Genomic DNA, 19,481 nt, shown 5'->3' with positions numbered 1-19,481 from the left:
TGTCATTATTTTCCGTAAAAGAAAAATCGATGGGTCGATAAGGTGGCATTTTTCGCGCTAATTGTGCGATTTATCTGAAAAGCTGTGTGGTAGGGTAATGCTGTCATAGAAAATGCATAAGCAGTCTACTCTGTATGATGTAGTGAGGTGTTATGTCAGTTCAAGGTATTGATGGTGTTTTACAGCAAATGCAGGTCAAAGCTCTGCAGGCTGCTGACACGCCAATAGCCAGACCATCGGTAGAGCCTGGTTTTGCCAGTGAGCTGAAAGCCGCGATCGATAAGATCAGCGACACACAGCAGACGGCTCGTACGCAGGCTGAAAAATTTACCTTGGGTGTGCCAGGCGTAGCATTGAATGATGTGATGGTGGATTTACAGAAATCATCCATTTCAATGCAGATGGGCATTCAGGTGCGTAATAAGCTGGTATCTGCGTATCAGGAAGTGATGAATATGTCTGTTTGATGTCGTTTAATGGCATCAATCGGCAACCAGTAAAGCCATTGTGCGTAATCTCACTGTTAATGCAATGAAATTACGCACAATCTTTATTTGTGCTGAGTACCCGCCTGTTTACTCCTTGTCTTCAAACCCTCCAATCTTCAAATTCTTAACGCGCACTGATTTTGTTATGCCAGATACTCTGAGCATGCAGAGTAAAAGCACCAGCACCGTTTGTGGATAAAAAACGCGTCTCGTATAAAACCAAAGACGCGCTGAAGACGGCATAACCTTAATCTATAGTACGTTATGAGTGTGTTTCGTCAGGAAAGGGTTCACCAGGTAGTAGTCGCTGCCCTGCAAATTCGCTATAAGTCGTATTAATTGACTTTTGCTTCAGTGATTGCCCCATTAACGAACTTAATTCGTCCATTCGCTTCTGCAGAAGTTGTTTTACTTTTGCTTCATTATCCATCACTTCCTGCAAAATTTGTCGCAGATGCAAACGCATCATACTGTCAATTTCATCAGGAATTGGCGTGTTAACTAAGCCTTCAACGGACTGAACATAAACAATCTCTTGCTCAACCAACGTATCCCATTGGCCGCTGACGGCCAAATGAAGAATTTTTTGACTCAGAGACAAAAGCTGTTGGTAATCTTTTAGAAGCCGATGGGGGGAGGCCATTAACGTACTTCCTGCTCTGGTTTGTAATTAGGGCCGATTTGCCGCCAGGCATCAGCGATATTTTCCAGTAATACTTCGACTTCTTCTATCGCTTTGGGATCGTTATGTAGATTAGCAATCAACAAACGTTGAGACATGTAGTCATACAGGGCGGACAGATTTTCAACGAGTTCCCCCCCTCTTTCCATGTCTAATCCCGCTTTTAGTCCGTTATTGATAATATTAATTGCTTTAGATAACGCCATGCCTTTACCTGGTATATCACCTTGCTCCATGAGGATGCGTGCGCGCACCATTGCACTACGCGCACCATCAAACAGCATGACGATAAGCTGGTGCGGGCTTGCGCTCATCACACTGCTTTCAAGGCCTACCTGAGCGTAGGCCTGGCTGCCTTTCATGTTGTACATCAGATTACCTATATGTCTTTCATCGAGAATTTAGAGTTTAGAGAACATGCTGGTCAACTGGTTGACGGTGCTGCTCATATTAGACATGGCTTTATCCAAGTCAGTAAACTGCTTCTGGTAGCGAGCAATTGTCTGTTCGATACCGTCACTGACTCGTTTGTACTGAGTATCTAACGATTTCAATGTACTGTTTATACTATCTTCTTTAGTCTTAATCGTTCCCTCTTTCGTATCGAGAACTTCTTTCAAATAACTCCGGGTCTGTGTTGCAAAACCGGTTTTATCATTGTTCCCTACGAAAAATTCTTGCACTTTTCCTGGCTCTTCTTTCAGCGCCTTGTCGAGAACCGTATTGTTTATTTCAAGCTTGCCTGTCTTAAAGTTTTGTGTAATGCCTAAATCAGCAAGAATGCGAAATTCGCCGCTTGAGCTCTGAACGGTCGTCAACTGGGATTTGAGTTTATCCTGGATACCACGGACGGTTGAGTCGCCTATCAGGGCTCCGTTGCTAGTGGACTGAGCTTCCCCTGCGTCAACGGCGGTGTATTTGGTTTGTGAAATAATGGTGTCTTGTAGAGCATTATAGGCATCAACCCATGCCTTAACCGCGTCTTTCATCCCAGTAATATCTTGATCGATGGTCAAGGTTTCAGGTTTGCCTGTTTCTGTTTTTGCTTGCAACGTTAGTGTGACACCTTCGAATGCATCATCGATCGTATTACTTTGGCGTTCAATTTCGATACCGTTTGCAATAATTACTGAGTTTTGTGCCGCGACTTTCTCGGTTGTTGAACCCAAAACATTGCCGCTATCAGTTAATGTAATCTCACCTTTTTCACCGCTATTTTTAGCGGTTAACATCAAATAGTACTCGTTATCTTTCGCCTTCACTACGCTGGCGGTCACTCCACCATTCGCTTTGTTTATCGCATCACGGACACCATTGAGTGAGGTTTCTCCTCCTTTAATGTCAATGGTCAGTGATTTTCCGTCAGCTTGAGCAATCTTAAGCGTAGTATCCGTTGCGCTTAATGCGGCTGTTGCACTGGTTTGAACCGAAGACGTAATCGAATGTGCTTGCGCTAATTGTTTTACTTCTACGCTATAGCTGCCTGCAACTGACTTGCTGGCTGTTGTAGCAGTGAAAGCCTTATTGGTGCTGGAGACCTTGGTATTAGTAATGCCATCAATAGAACCCGTCACGATACCAAAAGACTCGGACTTGGCTAAGGTGTTGTTAGCGGTATTGAATTTGTCGAGGGCACTTTTGAGTGAGCTAACACCCGTAAGTTGAGCTTTGTAACTACTTTGCTGACTGGTAATTGGTGTTAGGCGCTGGTTTTCAGCAGTCCTTAAATTAGTTAACAATGTTGATAAATCCAGACCTGAGCCTACACCTAATGAGGAAATGCTTGCCATGATCGAATCCTTTTATTCCGAGTTTAGCTGTCTATGTGAGAGTTATCGGCAGTATCAGTAATAAGTTTAGCAGGTAAGCTGACGTAGCTTTTACTGTGCCATACCGTCCCTTGGTGGGGCATCCTCATCATGCCGTAATTCCGATTGTGGATGAAGAAAAATCACAAGATGGCCTGGGCACTTATTAAAAGATGAGAACCTGTTTAAAAATAAATGTGGCAAAAAAAATTAAAGCTTCTGAAAAGCGTTCCGATAAATGTTAGCGACGGGGATGAACCCGTGGGTCTAACCCGAAACTTACACCTCATCGATTAAGGAATTCTATTATGGCCGGTATTAACACTAACGTAATGTCTCTGCTGACTCAGAACAACCTGAGCAAATCTCAGTCTTCTCTGGGTACTGCTATCGAGCGTCTGTCTTCTGGTCTGCGTATCAACAGCGCTAAAGACGATGCTGCTGGTCAGGCGATTGCAAACGGTATGACTGCACAGATCAAAGGTCTGACTCAGGCTTCTCGTAACGCCAATGACGGTATTTCTCTGGTTCAGACTGCTGAAACTAACCTGAACGAAATCAACAACAACTTGCAGCGTATTCGTGAGCTGTCAGTTCAGGCTGCAAGTGACACCAACACCACTGAAAACCGTGAATCAATCGCACTTGAAATCTCTCAGCGTGTTTCTGAAATCGACCGTATCACCAATACCGCTAAATTCAACGGTATCGATCTGCTGAAAGGCGATGCTAACCTTTCTATTCAGGTTGGTGCAAATACCGAAGCGGACGATGCCATCACTATCGGTTCAACCGCGCTGATTGGTTCTTCTTCTGGCGATCTGGGTGTTACTGGCCTGGATGTTTCAACCGCTGCTGCTGCAACAGCATCAATCAGCTCAATTGATGCTGCGTTGAAATTGGTTGACACTGCTCGTAGTAACTTGGGTGCGATTCAGAACCGTTTTGAATCTACCATCACTAACCTGAACAACACGGTTAACAACCTGTCTGCTGCTCGTGGTCGTATCGAAGATGCTGACTATGCAACTGAAGTGTCCAATATGAGCAAGGCTAATATCCTGCAACAGGCTGGTACTTCTGTATTGTCTCAGGCTAACCAGGTTCCACAAAACGTGTTGTCTCTGCTGCGTTAATTTTTCGACATACACCTTTATCATTACAATGATAATGCTGAACCAGCCCTCGGGCTGGTTTTTTTATATGTATTGCAGTGATGCTGATAATTGCCCTGCGAAGGCAGTGCTGTTCTTTCGATTGTTATTCCTGATTTTTGTTAGGTTAATAAGTTATTGTGAATAGAGATAGGTCTGCTCCCTAATGGTTCGTAATGCGCCCTCGTCTGTTGGTATTCCTTCATCTGCCAATAGTGCTGCTGTTTCTACTATCCTTCCTTATACCTCGCCGGCACATCTACAAGCCGTTGCGTGGTTACACGGCGTAAAATGTGCTGCACCTGAAAATGCAAGGGTGCTAGAGCTTGGGTGTATGGCTGGGGAGAATCTTCTTCCTTTTGCACTAGCCTATCCTCAGAGCTCGTCTATTGGCATCGATTTGGACGTGGAAAAGGTTGAAGAAGGGCAACAACTGCTGAGTGAACTCGGCGTTGAGAATCTCCAACTTGCGGCGACTGATTTAAACACCCTGCTGGAAAGCGAGTTAGGGCAGTTCGATTATATTATTGTGCATGGCATTTTTGGCTTGGTGAGCGGTGAAGCTCGAATTGCATTACTGCAATTTTGCCAGAAGCATCTTTCTCCTGTTGGTGCGATAAGCTTCAAATACGCTACGTATCCCGGCGGGAAAACAGCGGAGGTATTGAAGGATGCATTAATCCTTCATACAAGCCTGGCCGAAACAGTGGAACAACAGCAAGAAAGTGCCAGAGCTATGCTGACTTATCTGTCACTAGGGCTGTCCCCCAATAATGCTCAGGAAAAGGCGCTACGGAAATGGGTTGAACAGGCTGAACAGCAGAGTGATGTTCAGCTAGCGCTGAATTATCTACAGGGCCTGAATGAGCCATGCTATCTGCTAGATTTTAACACGTTAGCCACTGGAGCTGGCCTGACTTATGTCGGCGATATTCAGCCACATACAGAATTAGCTGAACATTACGGTGAAAATGTTTCTAGCATGCATCAGGTCATTTGTGCGTCGATGCACAAAGTGTTGAAGCAACAATATCTTGATTTTGCTGTTGGAAGAGAAAGTAGATTTACTTTACTTGTGGCACAAGAACGTTCAGAAGAAGTCTTACCTGAGCCGGATTGGTCTCGGTTGGCCGATTTTCACTGGGCTGGCAGTTTCCTTCCGTTTTATACAGAGCAGGGGACAAGCACTAACGGATGGCGTTCTGCCTCTGGCGTCATGGTTACAACCAGCCATCCTCTGACGCAGCGTGTGTTAACTACGTTAGGTGAATCTTGGCCATTAGCTCAGTCTTTTCAGCAACTTTTATTTAACACTCGTGAACCAGAAAAACCTGAAACAGATGAACGAGTTAACTTGCAGAATGCATTGAGAGCTTTGTTTGTCAAAGGGTTAGGTGAGTTGCATTTTAGACTTGGTGAATGTGTTTATCAGAAGAGTTCATTGCCTGCGCTCTGCCTGTTGCCTGGTGTCCTAAAGGTAAAAGACAACTTTAACTTCTGGCATGAACCCGTATCGCTAGAGTTGTCGGATGCTGAAAAGATATCTCTGGCTTCTTGGGATTTGTGGGGTTGTCAGCAAGATGAAAATTACTTCCCTGTTATGCGGCGTTTGCATCAGCACGGTGTTTTACAGGGGAGGGTTCGTGCATGGCACCGCTACTTCCAGGATGCATTACTAGCAAGTTCCGGCATAAAGGAGATTATGTCGTATATCGGTGCATTAGTGTTTTATGTCAGCGATCCTAAAACTGGTGGTGTGTACAAATCACCCTTACTCACAAATGGGAATTCGGTAAAAGCGATTAAAATTGCTGATAAAACGGTGAAGGAGATTGCTTGGTTAATTTCCAATGGTGACTTCATTCAGGCAAGGTATATTGCAGAGAGATTGACACAAAAAGATCCTGAGAATATTGAAAACTGGAACCTACTCGCCGACACATTAAGAAAAACAGGGGACGCAGAAGGCGCTTCCTTAGCATTAGTACAAATTATCTCCAGACATTTGTTCAGTTGGAGTGTCTATTACGATCTGGCAACCCAAAGCCAGGACGCAGGGCTAAAGCGCGAAACATTGAATTTGGTACGAAAAATTATCCGATGCGATCCAGCAAACGCACAGGCCTGGAATCTTTTAGCTGTTGTGCATTTAAGTTACTATAACTTAGAACAAGCGGAATTTTGCGGAAAAAAAGCTATTGGCCTGAATGAAAACGATGTATCTATATTGAATAGCATGGCGGCTATTTATGAGTCAAATTCTCAACAGGACGAAGCAAATAATTATTATCGGCGTATTATGGAGCTTTCTCCTAACGCTTCGAATCTGCATAGTAACTTTCTCTTTGGCTTAACGCATAGTAGTACGATTTCACCAGAAACCCTTTTCCAGGAACACCGCGAGTTTGGTCTGCGTACTGAGGCTAAAGTAGCGAAATTGAAGCTACAACTCCCTGAGCGCCAGTATGATAAAAATCCTAATCGGGTTTTACGTATCGGTTTTGTCTCTGGAGATTTAGGGCTACATCCGGTGACTAATTTTCTTGAACCAGTTTGGAATTCAATTAATCTTGACTGTTTTTCATTATATGTCTATGCAACATCAACATTGAATGATGAAGCCACCCAGCGTTTAAGAGAAAAAACTGCGGCTTGGCATTTTGTAAGAGATAAGAGCGATGTTGATCTGGCAAAGCTGATTGGTGAAGACAAGATAGATATCTTATTCGATCTTTCGGGCCATACTGCGTATAACCGTTTACCTATGTTTGCGTTGAAGCCAGCACCAATCCAGATTAGCTGGATCGGCTATCCGGGGACAACGGGGTTACAGGCCATGGATTATTTTATGAGTATTAATCTTGCTCCGCAGCCTGAAATTTTCGAAACCCAGTTTATTGAAAAAGCACTTTATGTGCCATTCACTCAGCAATTCAAACCAATCACAGACAGCCCTGATGTCGGGAAACTGCCGGCTCTTGATAACGGCTACTTTACATTTGCCAGTTTTAATCGCCCGAAAAAAATCAATGATCAGGTTTTAACGGTATGGTCAAAAATTTTGACGGAATTACCTACCAGCAAGATGATTATTGGCGCACTTTCAGGTCAACAGGTTATCGATAATATTCGTAATAAGATGGTGTCTATGGGGGTGCTAGCTGAGCAATTAATCTTCCGTGGAAGAACTAATGTAACGGGATATTTAGCGATGCACAACGAGATCGATCTTCTGTTGGATACCTTTCCTTATACTGGCGGAACGACGACAAACTATGCTTTGTGGATGGGTGTTCCTACGCTGACGATATCGGGTAAAACACTTGCTACCCGTCAAGGCGTTGCAACATTGAGTGCAGCTGGGTTATCCGAGTTCATTGCAACCTCCGAAGAGGATTACATCCGGCGGTCAACCAACTGGACTCAGCGTTTAGACGAACTCGCGTTAGTTCGTTCTAATTTGCGTGCTCAGCTAACGATAGACGGCAATGAAAAAATAACACCAGCAACCTACTTTGAGCGTGCTTTGCGGATAGTTTGGCAGCGCTATTGCGCAGGAGAGGCTGTGACAAGCCTTGCTATTGAACACGATATTGTATGAGTGATGCGGGCACAGGGCAGCAGCTGTGCTCTTTATTCGTCGGATTATGTTTTACCTGGCTGATTGGTTGTTTGTCTCAGTGCTATGACTATTAATCTTTGCGAGAACGATAATGAAAAGTCCAGTATATGTAACAAGCCCATTGCTTCCACCGTTAGATGAGTTCACGCCATATTTGGAAGAAATTTGGCAGAACAAATATTTGACAAACAACGGTGCATTCCATCAACAATTGGAAAAGGAACTGGCGCAATATCTGGGTGTTGAATACCTGAGCCTATTTAGTAATGGCACATTGGCACTGCTTACTGCTCTTCAAACACTACGAATCACTGGTGAAGTCATTACAACGCCTTATTCCTTTGTTGCAACGTCTCATAGTCTGTTGTGGAATGGTTTAAAACCGGTATTTGTCGATATCGATCCTGTTACCTGTAACCTTGACCCAGATAAAATTGAAGAAGCGATCACTCCTGCTACCTCTGCTATTTTACCTGTGCATTGTTATGGTATCCCCGCTAACGTCGAGCGTATTCAGCAAGTGGCTGATAACTATGGATTACGTGTAATCTATGATGCTGCCCATGCTTTTGGCGTTAAAAAAGAAGGGAGTAGTGTTTTAAACCATGGCGATTTGTCTATCCTCAGTTTCCATGCAACGAAAGTATTTAATACCATCGAAGGGGGCGCAATTATTTGCCGTGATGCTAAAACCAAGAAACGTATTGATTATCTAAAGAATTTTGGTTTTGCTGATGAGCTAACCGTCGTAGCTCCTGGTATCAATGGTAAGATGAATGAAGTACAGGCCGCCTTTGGCTTGTTGCAGTTAAAACATATTGACCATGCGTTGGCAAAACGACGCAGTATTTATCAACGTTATCGTTCTGCATTACAAAACATTCCAGGCCTACGGTTGATCGAAGTACCTGAAAATATTGATTGGAATCAGGCGTACTGCCCTCTGTTTATTGAGAAAACCTTCCCATGTACGCGTGATGAGCTTTATGATCTGATGAAGGGCGCGGGAATTTTCGCTCGCCGTTATTTTTATCCGCTCATTAGTGCGTTTTCTATGTATCGTGGATTAGACAGTGCTGCTGAGTCTAACTTACTGAATGCTAATAAAGTTGCTGATGCAGTACTTTGCCTACCTATCCATGCTGAACTGAATGAAGAAGATCAAGATAGGGTTATTGCAATTATCCTTGCACAAGTGGAACAGGTACAGCCGCCTGTGGGTATTGCTTCAATGGGAACTGGATCATGAAACTGGCTATCTATGGCGCAGGTGGATTAGGTCGAGAAGTCTTAATGTTGGCGCAACTCATTAATACACATCAGTCTCGGTGGAATGAAGTTGTCCTTATTGATGATTTTAATCCTGGGCGTGAGCTTAAAGGCATTGCCGTCAGGGATTTTGAATCTATCAGTATGGCTTGTGATGTTGAAGTTGTTATCGCTGTAGGCGAACCTTCTGCCAGAGAAAGCTTGGCAGATAAAGTTAAAGCTAGCGGGTTAACGCTGGCTACGCTGATTCATCCCAGTGTTTATCTGTCGGATTGTACGGTGGTAGGTAAAGGCAGTGTATTGTGTCAGGGAGTATATGTATCCTGCGATGTGATTATTAGAGATAATGCATTTTTGCAGCCGTATGCCAGTGTCGGTCATGATTGCGTGATTGGTGAGCATGCTGTGTTATCTACCTTTGTTACGTTGGCAGGGCATTGCACTATTGGTGAAAGAACATTTGTTGGGATGAGCGCGGCGGTCAAGGAAAACACTTCGATTGGCCATGATACTATTATTAGCATGGGAGCCGTGGTGTTTAATGAGATCGAAAGTGGTGTTATTGCGTTGGGTAATCCTGCCAGAGTAATGAGAAAAAATGATCTCGGCCGTGTTTTTAAATAATTTTAATAGTGAAGGTAATAGTAATGAGTAATTTAGAAAAGTATAACCATGTTTTTACTGAGGTTTTTTCTGTCGCAGAGGAAGCTTTACCTGAGTACAAGTATCAGGACTCGGCTTCTTGGGATTCAGTAGGGCACATGGCGATGATCGTTGCACTAGAAGAAACATTCGATATCATGATGGATACTGAAGATATTATTGATTTCTCCTCCTATGAGAAAGGCAAAGAGATCCTGAATAAATACGATGTGGAAATTTAAGGTACCGTTATGCTTCTGACAGGGAAAAACGCAGTGATTACTGGCTGTCTACAAGGCATCGGGAAGTCAACATTGGAAACATTTGCTAGCCAAGGTGCGAATGTTTTCGCCTGTTGTCAAGCCGAAGACGAGTCATTTACTCAGTACATTGCTGAGTTATCGGATAAGTATGGTGTTGAGATTCTCCCTGTCTATTTCGACTTACTTGATGAAGATGCTATAAAGAAAGGCGCTGGAGTGATCCAAAAAAGCAAAAAACCTATTGACATTTTGGTTAATGTTGCAGGTGTGACGCTAGATGCCTTTTTTCATATGGCAACGATGGAGCAAATGAAAAAGACGTTTGCTATTAACTTCTTTTCGCAGATGTTCTTTACCCAATATATCACCAAGTTAATGCTTAGAAATAAAAAAGGTAGTGTGGTTAATATTTCCAGTATTTCGGCTCTGGATGGCAACTCTGGACAACTCTCTTATGCCTCTTCCAAAGCAGCTTTGATTGCTGCGACTAAAACGTTGTCCGTAGAACTGGCGCCGCAAGGAATTCGTGTTAACGCTGTGGCCCCAGGAGTGATAGAAACGGCAATGACGGAAGGTTTGGCGCAAGAGGTAATAGAACGTCAGATGGCCCGCTGTAACCTTAAACGTCTCGGGACGGCGGAAGAAGTTGCGAAAGTGATCCTTTTCTTATCATCTGACAAAGCTAGCCATATCACGGGGCAAGTAGTGCGTATCGATGGCGGTATAGGGTGAGAACGAGGAATCTATGTTATTACAACACAAAAATGTATTAATTACTGGGACGCGACGTGGATTGGGGCGCGCAATGATTGATGCATTCGCTGCCAATGGTGCCAATATTTACGCTCATGCGCGCGAAGAAGACGCTGAATGGTTATCTGAACTGTCAGCAGTGGCGGAGAAGTATAACGTCAATATTTGGCCACTTTGTTTCGATATGACGGATTATGTAGCTATGAAATTGGTTATTAAACGTCTCGCGGCGGACAAGCGGCCTATAGATGCTGTTGTCAATAATGCAGGTATCATTCTTAACTCGTTATTCCAAATGACTACTGAAGAGGCACTGAGAAAGCAGTTTGAAGTGAATTTTTTCTCTGTTTTCTTGTTTACTCAGTATATCGCTAAGTTTATGGCGCGCCAAAGACAGGGCAGCATTATTAACATAGCTTCTACAGTGGCATTAGATGGTAATCCAGGTAAATCGGCTTATGGCGCTTCTAAAGCTGCTGTGATCGCAATGACGAAATCTATCGCAGCTGAGATGGGTGAGTTCGGCATTAGAGCGAATTGCATTGCACCAGGTGTTACCGACACAGATATGCTGGATACCTTGCCTGCACATATTTTGGCAGACACAAAAAACGCGACTGATTTACGCAGGGTTGGACAACCGATGGAAATTGCTGATGCCGCTGTTTTTCTTGCCTCTGAACTTTCCAGCTATATCACTGGGCAGGTTATTCGAGTGGATGGAGGTTTGTGACATCAGAAGACAGATCATTGACTGATATCGTGACAGCGTTTGGGGGCACCAAAAATGAATTGTTTTGTTCGCGCGGTAGTGCAGTTTGATTGAGACTGCTTTTCTACAGTAAAGACTATGTGCTGCTAGTTCTGTGTGGCGCATTATATTATTTTTTGATTGTGACTAAATGAGTGGCTCGATTTCTGATATTGATAAGTCTGTTTTTTGAACATTAATTCCTATCCTGATTGGATTGGATTGGATTGGATTGGATTGGATATCGATGTTTCTCAAGGCATTTGATATTTGGATTATTTATGGTGTTGGTATTGTTTTAAACAATGTGCATGGCACCTTTATACTTGCACTCGGTGTACTACTCGAGTGCAGAGATGGTTCTATTCGGGAACACAGTTTGCTTTTACAAACAGTTAACATGCAGCATAGGGCTTCATAAGCGAAAAACAAAGACAAAAGAATGATGAGTATCTGCATTACTCAACGGTATATTACCGTCTATGGCTATTTACTCACACTGTGTGGGTCGACGATCGATGAATCGTCGATTCAGTTCTACGACATTACGGATAACTGCAGTGATGTTTCTTAATCTGGATCAACATGATAAAGCGGCTTTGGCTGCCATTGATGAACAAGGGCGCCAACTGAGCTATGGTGAATTGTGCACTCAGGGAAAACTGTTGAGTGCACAGATTCCGGCTGGCTCTCTGGTGTTTTTATTCAGTGAAAATACGTTTGGCTCGTTAATTGGATATGTAGGTTTTCTAAACCATGGCATTGTTCCTCTCATGCTGGATAAAAATCTGGATAAGGAACTTTGTGAACGCCTGCTGTCCACCTACCGTCCTGCTTATCTTTGGCGCCCGCAAGGTGAAAATGGCCAGTGTCAGGATGCCATATTTAGTCTAGAAAATTATGAGCTGGTGCCGACGGGGCTAGTGCAATACCCGTTGCATCAGGATCTGGCATTATTGGTGTCGACATCTGGTTCGACGGGCAGTCCGCGTCTTGTACGCCAGAGTTACCGCAATATCTTGAGTAATGCGCATAATATTGCCGAGTATCTTGCCATCGACAGTCGAGAGCGCCCAGTGCTCAATTTGCCAATGAATTACGTTTATGGCATGTCGATAATTAACAGCCATTTGTTGCAAGGTGCTACGCTGCTACTGACGACGCGTAGCATCATGCAGAGAGAATTCTGGTCTTTTATAAAAGAGTATGAAGCTAGCTCTCTTGCGGGCGTTCCTTATACCTATGAAATGCTGAAAAAGTTGCGTTTCATGACAATGAAACTTCCTGCATTGAAAACGTTAACGCAGGCTGGCGGAAAATTATTGCCTGAGTTACATGGTGAATTTGCTCGTTATGCCCAAGATACTGGCCGGGATTTTATCGTTATGTATGGGGCAGCGGAAGCGACGTCCCGCATGGGGTATTTGCCTCCCGAGAAGGCGTTAGAGAAGTGCGGTAGTATGGGGATCCCCATTCCCGGTGGACGTTTTGACATCATTGATGAGAACGGTAACTCAGTTGAACGCGATAACTATGTAGGCGAGCTGGTCTACTATGGTGATAACGTAGCCCTAGGCTATGCTGAATGTGGTGCAGACCTGCAACAGGGCGATGAGCGCTGTGGTCGCCTAAATACTGGCGATATGGTTAAACGAGATAAAGACGGTTATTACTATGTCGTTGGCCGTAAAAAACGCTTTCTGAAGATTTTTGGTAATCGCGTTGGGCTTGATGAAGTGGAACTCATGATTCGTGGCGCTTTCCCTACGTTGGACTGTGCGTGCGGTGGTACTGACGATCGACTTTATATCTTTATTACTGACGACGCTTTCTCGGAACAGATAAAGCAGTTTATTGCTCTGAAAACACAGCTGAATCACACTGCTTTTCGGGTGAAAGTATTACCGTTGTTACCCCAAAACAACGCAGGGAAGATCTTGTACGCCAAATTGGAAGCTTACTATGATCCCCTATGATGACATTTTGAAACTGCAGCCTTATTCACTCGCCCAGGCTGACAAAAACTCGTTAATGCTTCAGCGTCTTGTAGGACTCACTCGGCATCACTATGCGCACTGTGAGTCTTATCAACGCATCTTGGATGCACAGGGAATTGTTATTGAGTCTATTCAGACCGTATCAGAAATCCCCTTTCTGCCAGTTTCCTTATTCAAGGAACGCGATTTATTGAGTATTACCACGGATCAGGTGGTAAAAACTATGACCTCTTCTGGTACCACCGGACAAGCAGTGTCCAAAATCTATTTGGATAAAATTACGGCGGCCAATCAACAAAAAACCTTGGTGCGAATAGTGAGTGATTTCACTGGTCCGTCACGTATGCCGCTGTTAATCATAGATTCTTCAGCTCTGATGAAGAATCGGACCATGTTTTCAGCACGAGGTGCGGGTATTCTAGGGTTTTCAATTTTTGGTGCAGATAAAGCTTATGCACTGGATGAAAATATGGCGCTGGACCTCCCGGTAATTCGCGCATTTTTGGATAAACATCAGGGGCGTAGAGTCTTGCTGTTTGGTTTTACTTTCATGATTTGGCAGCACTTCTATAAACAATTATGCGCCACTGGTGTGACGTTAGATCTATCTAATGCATTGCTGATTCATGGCGGTGGTTGGAAAAAACTTCAGTCTGAAGCCGTATCGTCAACTGAGTTTGCACAAGCGTTGCATCATGTTTGTGGCTTGCCATATATCTATGATTATTATGGCATGGTGGAACAAACTGGATGTATCTACATGCAGTGCTCAGAAGGGCATTTACACGCCAGTATATTCTCTGATGTCATTGTCCGCGATCACCGTGATTTCTCTGTGTGTCAGGTGGGGAAACCAGGCATTATCCAAGTGCTTTCTTTAATTCCTGAGTCCTATCCCGGTCATTCTCTGCTTACCGAAGACCAAGGTATCCTCCTTGGTGAGGACGACTGCCCTTGTGGGCGTTTAGGTAAATATTTTAAGGTACTGGGCCGATTAAAAAGTGCTGAATTGAGGGGATGCAGTGACACTTACGCCGTACAGTTTTGACGGTATTTCCTTTCTGGTCGGAAATGCTGTTTCACTACAAGAGATGCATCATCGTAAGGCGTTGAAACCATTTGATGGTAATGTGGTTTCATTCTTGGATCATTTCGCTAAACGTCTTTTTCGGCATCCACTCACCAAAGCGTATCCTGATGTCGCCAGCCTGGCTTTTTGGTGTCGTAGGGCTTCGATTCTTCAGATGCAGCAGCATTATCCCAACCTTGATCAGCGTGTGGGGCGTGGGCTAATTTTCCATATTGCTCCCTCCAATGTAGCGGTCAATTTTGCTTATTCGCTGGTTGTGGGCCTATTAAGCGGTAATAGCAATATCGTCAGAGTTCCCTCAAGGGATTTCCCTCAAGTGGAAATAATCTGTGAGGCGCTTACTGCATCGCTTGTTGAATGGAATAATGTTGCGCCTTACCTGTGTCTGGTCCGTTACGGGCATGAGAAAAGCATTAATGACATGTTCACCGCATGGTGCCATACACGCATCATTTGGGGCGGAGATGACACTATCGCTACGCTGCGTCAGTCTCCATTGCCAGCGCGTGGTTTGGATTTGGCATTTGCTAGCCGTTATTCTCTGGTATTGATCGATGCGGTCTCTTATCTAGCCATGAGTGATAAGGCATTAATTGCCGAACGTTTTTACAATGATACATTTTTAACTGATCAGAATGCCTGTACTTCTCCAGGGCTGGTGGTATGGCTGGGTGATGCACCGCAGATAGAGCAAGCGCGAATGCAGTTCTGGACGGAGTTTGAGCAATTTTCGCAAAAAAAATATGAACTTCAACCTGTGGTTGCAGTACGAAAATTGCTTGAATTTTGTAAGCTAAGCGCAGCGAAAGAGGGGGTATATAAGGCCTCAGGGGATCAGAATTTGGTCTACCGTGTGCTGGTTGACAGCTTGAATAACGATACGATGACCTATGCTTGCGCAGGAGGGTATTTTCTCGAATATCTAGCTGCCGATATCAGTGATATCTACCCAGTGTGTAATAGTCAGTGCCAGACCCTCGCGTTATTGGGTGTTGATAGAGATTTGGTTACTCAGTTTTTAGATGATTATCAACCAGCGGGTATTGATCGTGTTGTTCCTGTAGGACGCACATTAGATTTCGGTTTGCAGTGGGATGGCTATGACTTGATTTATTCATTGACTCGCACCATTGCACAGTTTTGAGCTTGCTATCAGAAGAGCCAGTTCACTAGTGCCACAATTTACGATCACCTTCAGGTTTTTAACCCGATTTTTCATATGTTTGTGGTCGAACGTGATTTTAATTTAGTAATATTTTCATCTAGGAGTATGGTGTATGACTGAGTATAAATATGCAAAATCCATGTCTCAGTTTTATCGTGATGTTTTTTCCCGTGAATTGGATCTAGGGGATATTGGGAGTTTACCCCAAGAGTTTGTTGCCGCTATTATTGAGGGAAATACAGATACTCTGTTAATTAATAAAAAAATTTATAGCTATGATAGTGGATTAGAAACAAACCATGATGAAGCCTTAAAGCAGTTATTACTTACTATATCACTGGCAAATATAGTGCTTGATGGGAAGTTTGAAGGGAGAAACGTAAGGTTACCAGTGGATTACATTGCAAATATACAAAATTCATTGGTGGAGATAATAAACCTTAAACCTTGCGTGGAATATCTTGTTGTTGCTATTCAATTACTATTTAGAATCGGTGCTGTAGAAGCAACAGTCACATTAATCAATAATAATTTCTCCGTCCTGAGTGATTCTCCCGCTGCATTTAGAATACTGCTCATGATTTGTATGATTGAAGAGGATTATGATCTGGCACTTCCATTAGTGCAAGAAATGACAACCAAGCAACACCTCATTGGCGATCACTGGTTTACGTTATTAATGGTGACTTGTGCCATTTATAAACTAGGCGGCCACCCTGACTCTTATATAGATTTCCGACCACTTTTAAGAGTCGATGAATTTCCTTCTGATGATGATTATAAGTGGCTAATTAAGCAGGAAGTAAGTAATGGAAAGGTAACGGTAATTATCTCGTGTGACATACGGTATTATTATGAACATGCTATATCAGCCTTGTATTCAATATATGAGACTAATAAAGATAATTTTAATGTACATTTCCATATTTATAATATAGATGATGAAACTTATAGTGATGTATTAAAGAAAAAAGCCTCTTTCCCTGAGTTAAATATATCGTGTACCACCGAGTATTTCCCTGGAATGAAGGGCATGAATGTTCACTACGCGTCAAGGCGTTTTATCTTTGCTCGTCATGCACTATCGGTGTTAAATTCACCAGTTTTAATCCTTGATGCCGACTGTTTATTTCGGAAGAATTTGTCAGACACCATTAAACAATGGCATTTATCAGACCTCGTCCTGACAGAAAGTGAAAGTGCACCGTTCTGGGAAAAAGCCCTTGGAGGGTTCGTTTATTTGGGCGGAGGGCTAACCTCAAAGATATTTATCGATAAGGTTGCATCTTTTATCCACAGTAATCTGCTAAGTGATAATAGTGTCTGGTTTTTAGATCAGGTTGCACTTTCTGCTGCCATTGACGCTGTCGGTACACCAGGTGATATTTCTAGAATAGATTCTGCTATCGTTTATGATGTCAACCATGTAGGTTATTCACTACTATGGATGGTAACGACAGTGAAAAATGCAAATGGGAAATATTCCGATTATAAAAAACAGCTGATTGAGAAATACCATAGCATTTAATACTTCTTATGAATAAGCAAGGCCGCTGTGCCTTGCTTATTCTTATTTTAATATTCGAGATATCCCAGCTTGCGCTGGCGCATAGTCCCCACACTTTCTATAAAATGTAACCGCTTCATTTAGCATGTTATGGCATTCTAGAATGACTGCAATATTGTGATTGGCTTTGTAAGAGTTGACACCGCTTTTTCTTCCGGAAGGCATGCTAATACATTTGTGGAAGTGATCCAATGCCCCCTGAAAGTCGGAGTTATTCATAAGCACTAAAGCTTTTAAAAAAACAAAATCAGTAGATGAACAGTATTTTTCATATTTTAATATATCTAATGACTTTACATACTCACCAATATTTATAAGGCTATATCCATAGCATTCAATTAAGTTTTCATTATAGGCAGGGAAGGCGCTTTCTTGGATTTCTAGTGCGATGGAGAAGCTTTTTATAGCAGCTAAATAATCTTTATTCAGGTAATGACTTTTCCCTAACTGATAATGAAGGTACGGTTCTTTTGGTGCGTCGCTAATCGCTTTTTCTAACATGCTAATATTTCTTTCTATTTTATTTGTTTGGCGCAGAATCTCTTGCTTATAACCAACGTGATTTAATACTATGGGAGCCATAAATCGTTTTACTGTACGCGATTTAATTTTTCTGGGGATAATTTGTTCGTGAATAATCCCTTCATAGTGATAGATTTCTTTTCTAAAAAGCCGATTAAAGCACTCTTTAACAACACTCTCCTCACCATCTTCGTCTAAATAATCCAATCTTTCTATGTTACCGATATGGGTCGTATGTTGGTGTATTAGCTTAGATAACATTGCTATATCAACTGATTGAATTTCTTCATCAGCATCGACAACTAAAACCCAATCATATTTGGCAAATTGTAGTGAGTAATTTCTCGCAGCGGAGAAATCTGATATCCATTCAAAGTCATAAACTTTATCAGTAAATTTTCTGGCAATATTTTTGGAGTCATCGGTTGAGCCGGTGTCAACGACAACAATGTCGTCAAAATATTTTGCGATTGCTTTCAGTGCGTTGCCTAAGTGCAAAGCTTCGTTTTTCACGATCATGCAGACTGATATCATTTATTATGTACCGCATTTTAAAGGCTTGATATTAATCAATACTATATCAATTTGTCAGTAATAACAATTTGATGCTTGCTTGCCATCGGCAGTTGAGAAAGGAGATGAATGCGTGGCAGTAGGGCGTTATATTATCGGCTATAATGCTTTCGGTATCATTAATATTTATATTATTGGCACTAAAAATTTCATAGGGCCTTATGAGCCCATAAGGAGTAAAAGTGGTTGCGTTAGAATTTTCTCCTTTCGGAAGAGATATGCGTCACAGATTTGCTGTCGCATTGCACCATCTGTACGTGCCATTTGTGTTTCTCTCCGCAGGCTCCTTACTCAATCCTGTCATACATGGCATGAATAACCCTCCTTTTTTGACGCTATTCAGGCGATTGGCTACCCTACCTAAAAGCATAATAGTGTCGATAACACTATCATCGTAGGTATTTGTCACTGTGAGCGATTTGTATACCGCCGAAGGCACAATGGATAAAAATTCCCTTTGGAAGCGCTATGTACCACTAGTGCGCCATGAAGCCTTGCGTTTACAGGTTCGTCTCCCCGCGAGCGTCGAGCTTGACGATCTGCTACAGGCTGGCGGTATCGGCTTGTTAAGCGCAGTTGAACGTTATGATTCGTTACAAGGTACGGCGTTTACCACCTATGCCGTCCAACGAATTCGCGGTTCAATGCTGGATGAATTACGCAGTCGTGATTGGGCTCCACGCAGTGTACGGCGTAATGCGCGGGAAGTGGCACAAGCAATGCAACAGGCTGAACAGCAGCTCGGTCGTACTCCAACGGAGCAGGAAGTTGCGCAGACCTTGAATATCACGCTTGAGGATTATCGTCAGATACTGCTGGATACGAACAATAGCCAGCTTTTCTCTTACGATGAATGGCGTGAAGAACATGGTGACAGCGCAGAGGCGTTACTGGAAGGCAATGAAGATGCGAACCCATTGCATCAACTGATGGAAGGCAATTTGCGCCATCGTGTAATGGATGCGATTGAAAATCTGCCAGAGCGCGAGAAGTTGGTGTTGACGCTTTACTATCAGGAAGAGTTGAACCTGAAAGAGATCGGTGCCGTTCTTGAAGTCGGAGAGTCGAGAGTCAGTCAGTTGCATAGCCAGGCGATAAAGCGCCTGCGCGTGAAATTAATGAACGATGTTTAATT

The 19,481-nt window shown here is 43.1% G+C and carries 17 protein-coding genes; 13 read left to right on the top strand and 4 right to left on the bottom strand.

What is annotated here, in order from left to right:
* Positions 1-152 precede the first annotated feature (152 nt).
* Positions 153-467 carry a flagellar hook-basal body complex protein FliE gene (gene fliE / locus BJJ97_RS18450; protein WP_010279635.1) on the top strand — a complete coding sequence of 105 codons (315 nt, stop codon included), beginning with the start codon at positions 153-155 and terminating at the stop codon, positions 465-467.
* A gap of 283 nt (positions 468-750) precedes the next feature.
* Here the strand turns inward: fliE and fliT are convergent, their stop codons facing one another.
* From fliT to fliD, 3 genes are read right to left on the bottom strand one after another with little or no spacing between them, the layout of a single operon-like run.
* Complete coding sequence (gene fliT, locus BJJ97_RS18445) at positions 751-1,131, bottom strand: flagella biosynthesis regulatory protein FliT (RefSeq protein WP_095699923.1); 381 nt, start codon at positions 1,129-1,131, stop codon at positions 751-753.
* Positions 1,131-1,541, bottom strand: coding sequence for a flagellar export chaperone FliS (gene fliS, locus BJJ97_RS18440; RefSeq protein ID WP_039485679.1), 411 nt, complete (start codon positions 1,539-1,541; stop codon positions 1,131-1,133). Before fliS ends, fliT begins: the two co-directional genes overlap by 1 nt.
* A 30-nt stretch (positions 1,542-1,571) precedes the next feature.
* Entirely contained in the window at positions 1,572-2,960 is a 1,389-nt protein-coding gene (fliD, locus tag BJJ97_RS18435) for a flagellar filament capping protein FliD (protein ID WP_095994900.1), read from the bottom strand.
* A 326-nt stretch (positions 2,961-3,286) separates the two neighbouring features.
* Between fliD and BJJ97_RS18430 the strand changes: the two genes are divergently transcribed.
* The 11 genes from BJJ97_RS18430 to BJJ97_RS18380 all read left to right on the top strand — a co-directional run bounded on the left by BJJ97_RS18430 (position 3,287) and on the right by BJJ97_RS18380 (position 17,212).
* Positions 3,287-4,114, top strand: coding sequence for a flagellin N-terminal helical domain-containing protein (locus tag BJJ97_RS18430; RefSeq protein ID WP_095994899.1), 828 nt, complete (start codon positions 3,287-3,289; stop codon positions 4,112-4,114).
* Between the two features lie 184 nt (positions 4,115-4,298).
* Positions 4,299-7,733, top strand: coding sequence for an O-linked N-acetylglucosamine transferase family protein (locus tag BJJ97_RS18425; RefSeq protein WP_095994898.1), 3,435 nt, complete (start codon positions 4,299-4,301; stop codon positions 7,731-7,733).
* Positions 7,734-7,845: 112 nt separating this feature from the next.
* Positions 7,846-9,003, top strand: a complete 1,158-nt coding sequence (locus BJJ97_RS18420; protein ID WP_095994897.1) for a DegT/DnrJ/EryC1/StrS family aminotransferase — start codon at positions 7,846-7,848, stop codon at positions 9,001-9,003.
* A complete protein-coding gene (locus BJJ97_RS18415; protein ID WP_095994896.1) occupies positions 9,000-9,647 on the top strand; it encodes a NeuD/PglB/VioB family sugar acetyltransferase in 648 nt (215 codons plus the stop codon). The genes BJJ97_RS18420 and BJJ97_RS18415 overlap by 4 nt, the downstream gene beginning before the upstream one ends.
* Positions 9,648-9,670: 23 nt before the next feature.
* Positions 9,671-9,907 carry an acyl carrier protein gene (locus BJJ97_RS18410; protein ID WP_095994895.1) on the top strand — a complete coding sequence of 79 codons (237 nt, stop codon included), beginning with the start codon at positions 9,671-9,673 and terminating at the stop codon, positions 9,905-9,907.
* A 9-nt stretch (positions 9,908-9,916) separates the two neighbouring features.
* Positions 9,917-10,660 carry an SDR family NAD(P)-dependent oxidoreductase gene (locus BJJ97_RS18405; protein ID WP_095994894.1) on the top strand — a complete coding sequence of 248 codons (744 nt, stop codon included), beginning with the start codon at positions 9,917-9,919 and terminating at the stop codon, positions 10,658-10,660.
* A 13-nt stretch (positions 10,661-10,673) separates the two neighbouring features.
* Positions 10,674-11,414, top strand: a complete 741-nt coding sequence (locus BJJ97_RS18400; RefSeq protein ID WP_095994893.1) for an SDR family NAD(P)-dependent oxidoreductase — start codon at positions 10,674-10,676, stop codon at positions 11,412-11,414.
* Between the two features lie 581 nt (positions 11,415-11,995).
* The gene (locus tag BJJ97_RS18395) at positions 11,996-13,408 is read left to right on the top strand and encodes an AMP-binding protein (protein ID WP_095994892.1); all 1,413 of its coding nucleotides are present in this window, start codon (positions 11,996-11,998) and stop codon (positions 13,406-13,408) included.
* Entirely contained in the window at positions 13,395-14,477 is a 1,083-nt protein-coding gene (locus BJJ97_RS18390; protein ID WP_095994891.1) for a LuxE/PaaK family acyltransferase, read from the top strand. The genes BJJ97_RS18395 and BJJ97_RS18390 overlap by 14 nt, the downstream gene beginning before the upstream one ends.
* Positions 14,452-15,663: an acyl-CoA reductase gene (locus tag BJJ97_RS18385; protein ID WP_227003538.1), complete on the top strand. Its 1,212-nt coding sequence runs from the start codon at positions 14,452-14,454 to the stop codon at positions 15,661-15,663. The genes BJJ97_RS18390 and BJJ97_RS18385 overlap by 26 nt, the downstream gene beginning before the upstream one ends.
* Before the next feature lie 133 nt (positions 15,664-15,796).
* Positions 15,797-17,212: a hypothetical protein gene (locus BJJ97_RS18380; protein WP_095994890.1), complete on the top strand. Its 1,416-nt coding sequence runs from the start codon at positions 15,797-15,799 to the stop codon at positions 17,210-17,212.
* 42 nt (positions 17,213-17,254) lie between these two features.
* Here BJJ97_RS18380 and BJJ97_RS18375 read toward each other — a convergent pair whose 3' ends face one another.
* Positions 17,255-18,307, bottom strand: coding sequence for a tetratricopeptide repeat-containing glycosyltransferase family 2 protein (locus BJJ97_RS18375; protein WP_095994889.1), 1,053 nt, complete (start codon positions 18,305-18,307; stop codon positions 17,255-17,257).
* 449 nt (positions 18,308-18,756) lie between these two features.
* Here BJJ97_RS18375 and BJJ97_RS18370 point away from each other — a divergent pair, with 449 nt between their 5' ends.
* Entirely contained in the window at positions 18,757-19,479 is a 723-nt protein-coding gene (locus BJJ97_RS18370; RefSeq protein WP_039485657.1) for an RNA polymerase sigma factor FliA, read from the top strand.
* Positions 19,480-19,481 lie beyond the last annotated feature (2 nt).

The sequence above is a fragment of the Pectobacterium polaris genome (genome assembly GCF_002307355.1).
GTDB lineage: Bacteria > Pseudomonadota > Gammaproteobacteria > Enterobacterales > Enterobacteriaceae > Pectobacterium > Pectobacterium polare.
Note: the sequence above shows the minus strand (reverse complement) of the source record. Positions and strands in the feature narration are given on the sequence as shown.